The organism is Domibacillus robiginosus (genome assembly GCF_000966195.1).
In the GTDB taxonomy this organism is placed as follows: domain Bacteria; phylum Bacillota; class Bacilli; order Bacillales; family Domibacillaceae; genus Domibacillus; species Domibacillus robiginosus.
Window position 1 is genome coordinate 91,243 of sequence record NZ_LAHL01000041.1, and the last position, 12,308, is coordinate 103,550.

At 43.0% G+C, this 12,308-nt stretch carries 10 protein-coding genes and 1 pseudogene; 3 read left to right on the plus strand and 8 right to left on the minus strand.

Going from position 1 to position 12,308, the window contains the following annotated elements; genetic code table 11:
- Nucleotides 1-52: 52 nt before the first annotated feature.
- The 7 genes from ssuD to nirB form a co-directional block, all read right to left on the minus strand.
- The gene (gene ssuD / locus VP97_RS18060) at nucleotides 53-1,213 is read right to left on the minus strand and encodes an FMNH2-dependent alkanesulfonate monooxygenase (RefSeq protein ID WP_050183469.1); all 1,161 of its coding nucleotides are present in this window, start codon (nucleotides 1,211-1,213) and stop codon (nucleotides 53-55) included.
- A gap of 16 nt (nucleotides 1,214-1,229) precedes the next feature.
- Nucleotides 1,230-1,952, minus strand: coding sequence for an ABC transporter permease (locus tag VP97_RS18065; protein ID WP_425388491.1), 723 nt, complete (start codon nucleotides 1,950-1,952; stop codon nucleotides 1,230-1,232).
- Between the two features lie 104 nt (nucleotides 1,953-2,056).
- On the minus strand, nucleotides 2,057-3,034 hold the full coding sequence (locus VP97_RS18070) for an aliphatic sulfonate ABC transporter substrate-binding protein (protein ID WP_050183471.1): 978 nt from the start codon (nucleotides 3,032-3,034) through the stop codon (nucleotides 2,057-2,059).
- Nucleotides 3,035-3,045: 11 nt separating this feature from the next.
- Nucleotides 3,046-3,813 (minus strand): ABC transporter ATP-binding protein, encoded by a 768-nt coding sequence (locus tag VP97_RS18075; RefSeq protein WP_050183472.1) that lies wholly within the window; start codon nucleotides 3,811-3,813, stop codon nucleotides 3,046-3,048.
- A gap of 385 nt (nucleotides 3,814-4,198) precedes the next feature.
- The gene (locus VP97_RS18080; RefSeq protein WP_050183473.1) at nucleotides 4,199-5,020 is read right to left on the minus strand and encodes a formate/nitrite transporter family protein; all 822 of its coding nucleotides are present in this window, start codon (nucleotides 5,018-5,020) and stop codon (nucleotides 4,199-4,201) included.
- A gap of 32 nt (nucleotides 5,021-5,052) precedes the next feature.
- Nucleotides 5,053-5,370 (minus strand): nitrite reductase small subunit NirD, encoded by a 318-nt coding sequence (gene nirD / locus VP97_RS18085; protein ID WP_245629933.1) that lies wholly within the window; start codon nucleotides 5,368-5,370, stop codon nucleotides 5,053-5,055.
- A gap of 15 nt (nucleotides 5,371-5,385) precedes the next feature.
- Complete coding sequence (nirB, locus tag VP97_RS18090; protein ID WP_050183475.1) at nucleotides 5,386-7,797, minus strand: nitrite reductase large subunit NirB; 2,412 nt, start codon at nucleotides 7,795-7,797, stop codon at nucleotides 5,386-5,388.
- Nucleotides 7,798-8,016: 219 nt separating this feature from the next.
- On the opposite strand from nirB, the gene VP97_RS18095 reads away from it, so the two are divergent.
- From VP97_RS18095 to VP97_RS18105, 3 genes and pseudogenes are all read left to right on the plus strand, one after another.
- Nucleotides 8,017-9,072, plus strand: coding sequence for an ion channel (locus VP97_RS18095; protein ID WP_082220430.1), 1,056 nt, complete (start codon nucleotides 8,017-8,019; stop codon nucleotides 9,070-9,072).
- Between the two features lie 185 nt (nucleotides 9,073-9,257).
- Entirely contained in the window at nucleotides 9,258-10,268 is a 1,011-nt protein-coding gene (locus VP97_RS18100; protein WP_050183477.1) for a BlaI/MecI/CopY family transcriptional regulator, read from the plus strand.
- Between the two features lie 650 nt (nucleotides 10,269-10,918).
- Nucleotides 10,919-11,239 (plus strand): annotated as a pseudogene (locus VP97_RS18105) (ATP-binding cassette domain-containing protein); the annotation flags it as partial.
- Nucleotides 11,240-11,342: 103 nt separating this feature from the next.
- Here the strand turns inward: VP97_RS18105 and VP97_RS18110 are convergent.
- Nucleotides 11,343-12,308: aldehyde dehydrogenase family protein (locus tag VP97_RS18110; protein ID WP_050183479.1), on the minus strand; the 966-nt coding region annotated here is incomplete at its 5' end.

The following is a 12,308-nucleotide window of genomic DNA, read 5'->3' on the forward strand; positions in this document are numbered from 1 at the left end:
CTAGTAGTCCAGACGGCTTTCATATTAAAATACCAGCGAATACTAATGTATCTTATTCGTTTTTATGAAGAACTACCTCTTTCTTTATGTTACGCGCTAAAATGCTATTGCCGATCGTTTCTCCAATGTTTCCTCTTGAACGCCCTAAATCTTCACCCTGGCCAAATGAAAGCAGCGGGAAGACAAGCTCCGCAAATCGATAGGATTCTTCTAAATGAGGATATCCAGAAAAAATAAAGCTCTCAATTCCGAGGTCTTGATATTCCTTGATACGAGCTGCAACCGTCTCTGGATCACCAACAAGTGCTGTGCCTGCACCACCGCGTACAAGCCCAATTCCTGCCCACAAGTTCGGGCTGATCTCAAGATCTGCTTCTTTTCCTTTTTGATGAAGCGCAGCCATCCTGCTCTGTCCGGCTGAATCATAACGACTTAACGTTTGCTGGGCTTTTGTTATTACTTCATCATCTAAATGAGAAATTAATCGTTCTGCCGCCGCCCATGCCTCCGCATTCGTTTCACGTACAATTACATGAAGGCGAATGCCAAACCGGACTGTGCGTCCTTCTTTTTGAGCCTGCTGGCGTACACTATCAATTTTTTCTTTAACTTGAGCCGGCGGTTCTCCCCATGTTAAATATACATCTGAATGGGCAGCTGCTACCTGCTGACCAGCAGGTGAGGAGCCTCCAAAATAAACAGGTGGTGTCGGCTGTTGAACGGGTGGGAACAATAATTCGCCGCCTTCTGATTTTACATATTTTCCGTCATAATTTACCGTCTTGCCCCCCAGCAGGCCACGCCAAATCGTTAAAAATTCATCCGTCGCCTCGTACCGTTCATCGTGTTTAAGAAACAGGCCATCTCCTGCAAGTTCAACAGGATCCCCACCAGCAACAACATTAATAAGCACACGTCCGTTGGATAAACGGTCCAATGTAGACGTCATGCGTGCAGCAACAGACGGCTGCATTAAACCAGGGCGCAGTGCTACCAGGAACTTCAGCCTTGTAGTCTCTGCTGCGAGTGCAGCTGCAGTCAGCCATGGATCTTCGCATGATTTTCCAGTTGGAAGTAGTACACCTGTGTAGCCAAGCCGATCGGCCGCTTGGGCCACCTGTCGAAAATACGTATGATCTGCTTCTCTTCCACCAATATCTGTTCCTAAATAACGACCGTCACCATGTGTTGGAATAAACCATAAAATTTCCATTTATCTCTCTCCTTTATTAATTAGTTCCTTGAAAGCTGCTGCGCCATTTTAATAATTTCCGTTCAAGCAGACGAACGAATGAATCTGTTAATTTGCCAACAACCGCAAAAATAATAATTCCGACAAATACTTTTTCTGTCTGCGAAAACTGGCGGGCGTCCATGATCATGTAGCCGACACCAGCACTCGATCCCATTAGCTCTGCCACGACAAGGCCTAGCCAGGCAATACCGAGAGACAGCCGAACACCAAGTAAAATGTTTGGCAGTGCAGCCGGTAGAATGAGGCGTGTAATTTGATGGTGCCAGCCGAATTCCAGCACACGTGCCACATCAAACAGCTTGGCATCTACACTCCGAATACCGAGAAATGTATTAATATAGATAGGAAAAAACGCACCAAGTGCAATTAACAGCACTTTAGATAATTCATCAAACCCGAACCATAAGATAAAGAGCGGTGTCACAGACAAATGCGGGACTGTGCGAAGCATTTGCAGAGATGGATCTAGATAGGACTCCGTTTTTCTTGAAAATCCAACCAGAATGCCAAATAAAAGACCCAGTCCTCCGCCGAGCAGAAACCCACCTGCTGCCCGGGCAATGCTGATTTTCATATTGTCAGCCAGTTCCCCTGATACTGCCAGCTCATAAAACGACGCGAGAATAGCAAGCGGTGTTGGCAGCACTGTTTCAGAAATTAATCCGGCACTTCCTGCATACTGCCATAAAGCCAACATAATGATCGGCACAACGAATCCTTTAAGCCACGGTGGAATGGTCCTTGTTTTTTTTACTTTTGCTGTTTTTTCCTGTCCACTTACTCCGACATAAGCTGCTGTTTTCATTCCGTCCCCTCCTTCTTCACTTTTTCAATAAATTGATTATCCACTACTTCAGATACATCAATTTCTTTGTCAATCACGCCAAGGTCATATTGAAAATCAGCTGTTTCCTGCTGTGCTTTAATAATCTCTTCTGTGATGGGTTCATTCAGTGGTTCTGTATTATTCAGTACGCTTTCCACTACATCTTTATCTAGCTCTTTAATTTCGGAGTAAATAGAGATGGCTTCCTCTTTGTTTGCTTTTTGCCAATCAACCGTTTTGTTGTAAACATCAAGGAAACGCTCAACTTCTTCTGGATGCTCCTCAGCAAATCCGCTTCTCGCAAGAGTGAAGCTCGGTGAGTACAAATGCAGCGTTTCACCATTCGCTAAAATCTCCGCGTCATTTTGAATGGTTTGCAGTGAGACAAATGGTTCCCAGATTGACCAGGCATCCACTGCCCCATTTTCAAATGCCGGCATTGCTTCATCTGGCTGGAGCTGAATGATCTCCACATCGTCTGGTGATACACCCGCTTCTTTTAATGCTTTATGAAGAAAGTCAAAGCCGCTGCTTCCTTTCGCCACTGCTACTTTTTTTCCTTTCAAGTCTTCAATCGATTGAACGGAACTTTCTTTCTTCACTAAGATCGCATTGGCTTTGAGTCCATCCTGTGAAAGGGCAATTTCTTTAAATGGAACATCCGCTGCCTGACCGCCAATAACAGGAGAGTTGCCGACCTGTGAAAAGTCCAGCTTGCCTGCTGCCAGCCCTTCAAATTGAGGAGGCCCGCTTTGAAATTCAGTCCACTTTACTTTAATACCTTCTTTTTCAAACACTTCTTCAAACCAGCTCTTTTCTTTTGCAATCCAAAGCGGGCTAAGGCTTTGTTGAATACCAATATTAATCTCTTTTAATTCTTGCTCTCCTGACGTTTTCGCAGAGCACGCCGCTAAAAGTAATGATGATATAATCAAAAACAACCATTTCTTCATGATCATTCCTCCTAAATTCCTGCACCCTCTGTATAAGCAGAATGTTCTGTTTTTTCAAATTCTTCCAATACCTTTTGACGTAAATATTGAAACGATGTATCCGTTCGGTTTCGTGGAAAAGGTAACTCGATGGGCAGCCACCTTTGAAGACGGCCAGGTTTAGCCCGTAGAATCGCCAGCTGTGTTCCCAAGTAAATTGATTCATCAATGTCGTGGGTCACTAAAATCATTGTGATTTTTTTTTGCTGCCGAATGTCGATCAACACATCCTGCAGATGCTTACGAGTAAACGCATCAAGTGCACCAAATGGCTCATCAAGCAACAGAACTTCGGGTTCACGAAGCAGTGCTCGTGCAATAGCCACACGTTGCGACATGCCTCCAGACAATTCAACTGGGTACGCCTTCTCATTTCCTGTCAGCCGGACAATATCAATTAGTTCCTGAACTTTTGCTTTCACATCTGGATCACGCAAGTTCAAGTCTGCCGCAATGTTTTGTTCTACGGTCAGCCACGGAAACAGGCGATGTTCTTGAAAAATAAATCCCTGACTAATACCGGGCTTCTTAACTTCCCGGCCATGGATGTTCACACTGCCTGTGTACTCTGTATCCAGCCCTGCAGCAATTTTTAATAGTGTACTTTTACCGCACCCGCTTGGCCCGATAATGGTTAAAAATTCACCATCATTAATGTCCAAATGTATATCATCAAGCACCACTGTGCGTTTATCTGCTATTCCAAACGCTTTTTCTTCTACTCGTATTAAGACACTCATTTTGCTCCTCCTCTTTAAAAGAAAACAGCCCTCTGCCAGAAAAAACAGAGAGCCTTCGGTTGTCCAATCAGTTTTTATTCAATTGTCCCTCTACCATGTGACAGTCGCTTTTCATTTTCATCAGTCCCTCCTAGTGCAACAAAAAAAGCACACGCCATTTTGAAAAGGCGTGTGCTTTCAGTTGTCTGATCAGCACGGTTCATATAAAGTTTATTAACGGATGTTATATCCGATTAATTCTATAAGAATTATAATAAATGGTCAATTGCTATTCGTCAACCACTTTTTGATAAAAATTTAATTCTTTTTAAGCTGCTCATTTCGCTCTTTCAGCAAAAAAAGACTGGCTTGTATGTAAATAAAAGTACAAGCCAGCCAATCTTCTTTATTTCGTTCCCGATTTCGCAAGCAGAACAGGCGAAAGGGAGCTTTTTTTATTCCTATGCGTTGTATATAGAGCCATCCCAGTAAACAAAAATCCTCCTACAATATTGCCTAACGTAACAGGGATTTGGTTCCATAACCACCAATCGGCAAGCGAAATATTGGCGCCAAAAAGTATGCCTGCCGGGATCACAAACATGTTAACAACTGCATGCTCAAACCCTTGAGCGAAAAAGATGAAAATCGGCAGCCACATGGCGACAATTTTTCCTCCTACGCTGCTGGATGTCATGGCCATCACGGCACCCAGTGCTACCATACAGTTACATAAAACGGCTTTTGTAAACACAATGGCAAGTCCTGATGCTCCAAGTGCTGCATATCCATTTGTTTTCGCTTCTGCTGTTTTAATAATTTGTTCAATCACTGACTGGTCCGCCGCATGGTGAAAAGACACATAATAAAGAGAAGCATAAAATAAACAACCGAGTAAATGTCCGATAAATACCCAGGACCAGTTGGATAACATTTGCTGGAATGTTGCTTTTTTTTCAATTACGGTAAGTGGAATCAGTGCAAAATTACCGGTCAATAATTCCAAGCCAAGTAAAATGATTAATACAAATCCGGCCGGAAAAAGCAATGCCCCAATAATTCCAGCTCCTGTCTGTTGAGTTGCTGTCATAGCAAATGTGACAGAATAGCTTAAAAACAAACCGGAAAGTGCACTGCGGATCAGCAAATCTTTTACCGATAAATTCACTTTTACCTTTCCAGCATTAATCATATTTTCTACAACCTGTTCGGGTTTCACAAAACTCATTGCTTTATCCCCTTCTTAAAATAGCTTCCTTTTTATATAAGAAGAAACACATCGTCGTCTTCAATAACAGTTTTATACGTAGACACACAGCCGGTATCCGGCGCCTGCACTTTTCCATCGGCTGTGCAAATTTTCCAGTCGTGCATCGGGCAGAAAACGTGCTCGCCGCTGACAATTCCTTCAGCGAGCACCCCGCCTTTATGCGGGCAGCGGTTTTCAATGGCCCGGACCTGGCCATTGCCCAGTTTAAACACCGCCAGCTCCAGCTCTCCAATTCGGACGGTTTTGCCCATTCTCTCCGGAAGCTCATGAATCGAGGCGATCCGTACTTTTTCCAGTGTTTTTTCCATATTCATGTCCCCCTTTTATTTAGTTGTGCTCACAAGCTCTGTTTCGTATAGTTCTTTCCGGATTTTTTCGCTTTCGATAACTTCCTTCCACGGCTCTTTCGTAACAGACAGCGCTTCGTCAATACGGGCATTCAGCGCGTCCCGTGTCGCTTTATCGGACAGCACTTCTTTAATGTGATCCAGGCCGACACGCTCTACCCAGGCTGCCGTCCGCTCAAGATATACTGCATCCTCCCGGTAATACTGCATGAACGCGCCAGTCATTTCCATTACTTCTTCGTTCGTTTTTACTTTGCAGAAAAGATCTGCTGCCCGCAAATGTGTTCCGCCGTTTCCGCCAACGTAGATTTCCCAGCCTCCGTCTACCCCAACGACGCCAATATCCTTGATGCCCGATTCCGCACAGTTGCGCGGGCAGGCAGATACAGCCATTTTCACTTTATGCGGTGTGCCGATCCGCTCGAATTTCTTTTCCATCTGGATCCCCATGCTCATAGAATCCTGGGTGCCGAAGCGGCAGAAGCTTTCACCGACGCATGTTTTCACCGTTCGCAATGTTTTTCCGTACGCATAGCCCGATGGCATATCCAGATCGGCCCACATGCCCGGCAGATCTTCTTTTTTCACGCCGAACAGATCAATCCGCTGTCCGCCGGTTACTTTGATCAGCGGCACGCTGTATTTATCTGCTACATCGGCAATTTTCCGCAGGTCATCCGCTGATGTGACGCCGCCATACATACGCGGCACTACCGAATACGTGCCGTCTTTTTGAATGTTTCCGTGCATGCGCTCATTCACAAACTTAGAGGCTTTTTCATCTTCGTATTCTGTCGGGTTAATCATGCCCAGGTAGTAGTTCAGTGCCGGACGGCATTTGGAGCAGCCGCCGTCTGTTTCCCAGCCAAGCACATTCATGACTTCTTTTGTATGGTTCAGGCCTTTTTCACGGATCGCTTCGACCACTTCGTCGCGGGACAGCGTTGTGCAGCCGCAGATCGCTTCTTTTTGGATAGAGGTGTCAAAGCTGTCGCCAAGAGTATGCGCCAGCAGGTCAACTACAAGCGGTTTACAGCCGCCGCATGAGCGGGACGCACCTGTGCACCCTTTCACTTCATCCACTGTTGTTAAGCCGTTTTCTTTAATGGCACACACAATGTCACCCTTGGATACACCATTACAGCCGCAGATCAGTTCACTGTCATCCATTGATGCCACCAGACTTTCACCGCCGGCGGTTTCTTCTGCCGCACCAATGTAATCCTCCACATCCGCTTTCTTATTAATTAAGCGAAGCAGCTTGTTTCCTTCACTTGTGTCTCCGAATAAAACAGCACCGGCCATTTTCCCGTCGCGGATTAAAACCTTTTTGTAGGTGCCTTTCCAATCATCAAACATTTTAATGGTCTTTGTTTCCTCGTCCTCGACAATTTCACCGACCGAGAATACGTCTACACCCGAGACTTTTAACTGTGTCGATAGAACCGAACCTTCATAGCCGGCAGCTACTGTACCACAAATATGTGCCGCCATCGCTTTGCCCTGTTCATAAAGCGGTGCAACAAGACCATACACCACTTCACGGTGCTCTGCGCACTCCCCAACTGCATACACATCGGGGATATTCGTTTCCATATAATCATTGACCAGGATACCCCGGTTTACGGCAATGCCACTTTCTTTCGCCAGGGACGTATTCGGGCGGATACCAGCTGCCATAACCACAAGATCCGTTTCGATTTCTTCCCCGTCATTAAAGCGGATGCCTTCTACTCTTTCTCCACCTAAAATCTCGGCTGTCTGCTTGTTCATCAGGAAATTCATGCCCTGCTTTTCGAGCTCTTTCTGCAGCATTTTGCCGGCTGTTTCATCAAGCTGGCGCTCCATTAAAAAGTCAGCCAGGTGAATCACGTTTACATCCATTCCAAGATTTAAAAGCCCGCGTGCCGCTTCCAGGCCAAGCAGGCCGCCGCCGATCACGGATGCTTTTTTGTATTGCCTGGAGGCATCGATCATTTTTTCACAGTCTTTAATGTCACGGAAAGCCGTCACGCCTTCTTTTTCGTGACCCGGCACCGGGATGATAAAGGGAACGGAGCCTGTCGCAATAATAAGCTTGTCATACTCGACGGCCCGCTTTTTTGTGGTATGAATATATTTTGCTTCTGTATCAATACGTGCAACTGCTTCACCCGGATATAACTGAATATGGTGGTCTTCATACCAGTTCCAGTCGTTAAGCGTAATATCAGCAATCGTGGTATCTCCCTGAAGAACTTTTGATAATTGAATACGGTTATAATTAGGGTAAGGCTCTTCTCCAAAAATGGTAATATGAAACCGATCCGGATTCATTTTTAATATTTCTTCAATCGACCGGACACCGGCCATCCCATTTCCAATTAGCACTATTCTCTCTTTATTCAACGTAAAATCCCCCTCAATAGCAGTAGATATCCCGTATTATAAAAAGAATAAAAGATGCTGTCTAAATACATGTTATATTATCTGACATATTATTTTTTAAATTACATTGCTTTATACAGAATGTAAACCCTAAGAAATCTATTATTGAATATGTTTTAGCAGCCAATAAATAAGGGAAACATAAGGAAAAAACAGAATAGAAATAAAAGGACGAGCAAAATGAGACTGTCACTAAAAAAATTCATTTATTACTTGATTAAATTAAGGAGCCGAATCTTTCTCCCTTTTTTTCTTCTATATATCTTGATTACTTCATACATCATTTTGATGATCGAGCCTGAAACCTTTGGCTCTTATTTAACAGCCCTGTACTGGGTAATGACCGCTCTGGCTACAGTCGGCTTTGGAGATTATGCTCCTGTTACCGATGCTGGGAAAGCTTTTACAATTTTTCTTTATGTTACAGGCATCGGGATGGTCAGTGTGTTCATTGGAAATGTTATCGAAACTGTGTACCGCATCGAAAAATTAAAGGTTGGGGGAAAAATGAAATATACAGGAAATGATCACATTATTTTAATTGGATGGAATGAAAAATCGAAAGCTGCGGTGCAGGAAATTATCCGCTCAGACCAAACGGTAGATATTGTTCTTATTGACCACATGGAAAAATCCCCCTTAATAGATGAACACCTTTTTTATATAAGAGGAGATGCAACCGATGAACAAACATTAATGCGGGCAAATTTGCCGGAAGCCAAAGGTGTTATCATTTTCGCTGAAGAATCACCTCAGGTAAATGATGCTGCTAAAGATCCCCTTCTTGTAGACGGCAAAACGCTGCTTATTGCAACAGCCATTACCTCTCTTGAAGAACAGATGAACCTTTCTATTCACGTAACAGCTGAAGTCGTTCATCAACAGCATATTCGTTTATTTGAACGGGTAAAGGTGGATGAATTTATTCCAACGAATGAAATGATCTCCCATGCGGCAGTACGGTCACTATTTTCCCATGGCATTACCCATATTTACTCTGAATTAATGAGCCGGCAGGTTGGAGAAAGTATTTATGAAATTGACAAACGCCCCCAATGGATGACATATCGGGATGCTTTTATGGACCTTTTGGATGAGGGAGCTACACTTGTCGCGGATCACACCAACCTTCATATTAATCAGAAGTTAGACGAGCCAATTCCAATTGAGGCACGCCTTTTCGTCATGTGCGACAAGGAAACCATTGCTAAAATCCAGCCGGAGTCAAACGTCTAAAGTGATTATATTTAACTATATTAGAGTAGGGGCGTTAAGTTAGCAAAAAAAGGGTAAATAAACAAAAGCTGCTTTCTGTGTTTAAACAGCAAAACGAAGCAGGAAATAATTATTCAGCCAGTTATTCGTCAGTTTGTTTTAGCTTGTTTGACAGCTTGGCTAAACAACAAGGAGGATATTGGATTATGAGCAAGTCATCAAATTGGGAAAACAAACAATTCTACACACCCACCTCCAATGTTTCATCGTCTAAAAAATTAAAAGAAGCCATCTGGCAATTGTTATGGGAAGCGGATCATCCTTATACAACAAAAGAGATTTCAAACCTGCTTTATACAGGAGAAGCAACTGCAAACAGTATTCTGCATTTATTAATGCAGGAAAGGAAAGTTAAACGGCACAAGATAACTTCTAAAGCAAACGGCCGAATGATCACCCGTTACGTTTATTACGGCGTAGAAGCTTATACAGAGTCCCAGCAGGAGGAACTGTCTCCATTAATGGCACAGGTCTATCAATTGTTTCAGTCCACCGGACAAAAGTATTCAGCTGAACGGGTATCGGCCCTGTTAAATCTTGCCCCAACCAGTACGGCCACGGTTCTTTATCGCTTGTATAAAAAGGGCTACCTTTCTAGAAGCAAAGAATACTCCGGTAAAAGAAAGCGATATCTTTACGTTATTGAAGAAGATTCAGAACGCGAGTCTTCCTACATTATTGAAAGAATGGATAAACTGCCAAGTAAGGGCGGTACATTAAAAGACATATCGTCGGTTAGCGGGATCTCTATTCGTACGTTAAAAGAAGTGATGCTGGAATTATTTAAAAAAGGACAGGTCTGCCGCCGTCGTCATAGTGAATATGCAGAAAACGAAAGTCTTATTTACTTTTTACGCGATGATGAAACATGGGAATATCATATTTCACGCTTATTGGAATTTAAAATTGTTGAAGCCCTAAAAAAACAGAATTGTCCCCTTTCTTTAATAGAATTGGAAAGTCAACTGCAGATTAGTGTATCTAAAATCCGGAAAGTCGTTCAATCTATGTATGAAGAATTTATCGTAGAAAGAATTCATCTTTCTAAACACTCTTCAAACAGAAGAGGCTATGGATATAGATTAACGAATATTGGAAAACAACGAACCATTGATACCTGGGATTACTTTGAAGAAATAGTTTGTATGGAGAATTAGTCAGTCAGCGGCAGATGATACCTTTTTTTATAGCAGGCTGACTGCGGAGATCACTCTGTAGTCAGCTTTCTACTTTTTAAGTCCTTTTTTGTTCTGTTGTGACCTTTTTTAAACGGAATTTGTTCTCTTTAAAATTCTCTTCAAAATACATACATACATTTTTTAAATTTATGATTCAATAAAATCAGTTTTTATAAAATTACTTTAAATATAATATTTATGGTCTTATAGATTTTTATCTTATTCGTTTGAATTTAATAAACATTTTGTTAATATTTATAAGGACTTTCAAAACGAAACGTTTAGATTATTGTTTATTTCAAACTTTGAGAGTAAAACCAATTTTTATATGCCGTACCTGTTCGTTCCCTCCTTTGTGATTTTACCTCTCTTTCCTGCTGGAAATGCTCATATAATCACAAACCTTTCATTTTACAGGACAATTGTTGTTTCAACCCAAAATACTGCTTCCTGCAGACGATCAGCCTATCCTAAAATGATCGCTGTATTTAGACGTCTTTTTTAAGCATTTATTATGAATTAAGATTTTAAACGGCTCTTACAAGGTTCCTGCTTTTTCATAAGCATAAAACAGGGGAAACCGGCAAAACGGAATATAATTATTGGCAATAATATATTGAGGTAATTTGATGGATCCATACGTACCAGTGAAAAATGTCTCAAAGATTTTTGGCAAATCTCCTAAAGCCGCCATTAATTTACTAAAGCTAGGCAAATTCAAGGAGGAAATTTTAAATGAGACAGGAAAAACCGTTGGTATAAATAGTGTAAACTTCGATATTTACCCTGGTGAAATTTTTGTGATTATGGGGCTATCTGGGAGCGGGAAGTCTACATTGATTCGTATGTTTAACCGTTTGATTGATCCTACAATTGGTGAAATCCTGATTGAAGATGAGGATATTGTAAAAATGAATTCTGCAAGATTAAGAGAAGTCCGCCAAAAGAAAAATTTGCCGGCTTGTACCAGCTTATCTGGATATTGATTCTATTGATGATTTAAAATAAGAAAAAGAGCTGCTCATGCCGGAGCAGCTCTTTTTATGGTTTATTTTATTTTACAAAAACGGTTTTAATCGAAGTAAAGAATTCTTTCGCGGCTTCTCCCTGTTCACGGGAATGCGAGCTGGACTGCTTCATACCGCCGAATGGAGCCTGAAGTTCAACCCCGGCACTTTCCGCATTTACCCGGATAAGTCCCGCTTCCATATCGTTAACGAAGGACAACAAATGCTGGATATTCGTTGTAAAGATAGAAGCACTTAAGCCGTACTCGGTATCGTTCGCAATCTTCAGTGCCTCTTCCACCGATTCTGCTTTTAACAGGCCAATGACCGGGCCAAAGATTTCTTCCCTGGCAATGGCCATATCCGGCGTGCAGTTGTCAAAAATCGTCGGTTCCACATAGTATCCGTCTGCCAGGCTGCCTTCTTCCGCACGTTTGCCCCCGATCAGAAGCGTGGCGCCTTCTTCTACTCCTTTTTCAATATAAGAAAGAACCGTATTCAGCTGGTTTTCGCTTGCACATGGCCCAAGCCACGTACTGCTGTCAAGACCGTTGCCAATGGTAATCTCTTTTGTTTTTTGAACAAGCATGTTTTTAAATTCATCAAACACTTCAGCTGCCACAATAACCCGGCTGGTTGCCGTACATTTTTGGCCCGTTGAACGGAAAGCGCCGGTTACAACGGCTTCTACTGCCAGGTCAAGATCAGCATCGGCAGCCACAATCACCGGGTTTTTTCCGCCCATTTCAAGCTGGTACTTTGCACCGCGTGCCAGCGCTGCCTGGCCGATCTGCTTGCCAACGCCGTTAGAGCCGGTAAACGTAATGCCGTTGATGTCTTCATGATCGGCGATCCCCTGGCCGATGGTTCTGCCCGGTCCGGTAACCATGTTGACCACCCCTGCCGGGAATCCGGCTTCTTCGAAGCACTCGATAATTTTAGCCGCTGTAACCGCTGTTTCTGTTGCCGGCTTCATCACGATCGTGTTGCCGTATACAAGCGCTGGTGCCAT

Coding starts and splice junctions, on each gene's coding strand:
- ssuD (WP_050183469.1), bottom strand. CDS start 1,213: ATGGAAATTTTATGGTTTATTCCAACACATGGTGACGGTCGTTATTTA.
- VP97_RS18065 (WP_425388491.1), bottom strand. CDS start 1,952: ATGTTGGCTTTATGGCAGTATGCAGGAAGTGCCGGATTAATTTCTGAA.
- VP97_RS18070 (WP_050183471.1), bottom strand. CDS start 3,034: ATGAAGAAATGGTTGTTTTTGATTATATCATCATTACTTTTAGCGGCG.
- VP97_RS18075 (WP_050183472.1), bottom strand. CDS start 3,813: ATGAGTGTCTTAATACGAGTAGAAGAAAAAGCGTTTGGAATAGCAGAT.
- VP97_RS18080 (WP_050183473.1), bottom strand. CDS start 5,020: ATGAGTTTTGTGAAACCCGAACAGGTTGTAGAAAATATGATTAATGCT.
- nirD (WP_245629933.1), bottom strand. CDS start 5,370: ATGGAAAAAACACTGGAAAAAGTACGGATCGCCTCGATTCATGAGCTT.
- VP97_RS18095 (WP_082220430.1), top strand. CDS start 8,017: ATGAGACTGTCACTAAAAAAATTCATTTATTACTTGATTAAATTAAGG.
- VP97_RS18100 (WP_050183477.1), top strand. CDS start 9,258: ATGAGCAAGTCATCAAATTGGGAAAACAAACAATTCTACACACCCACC.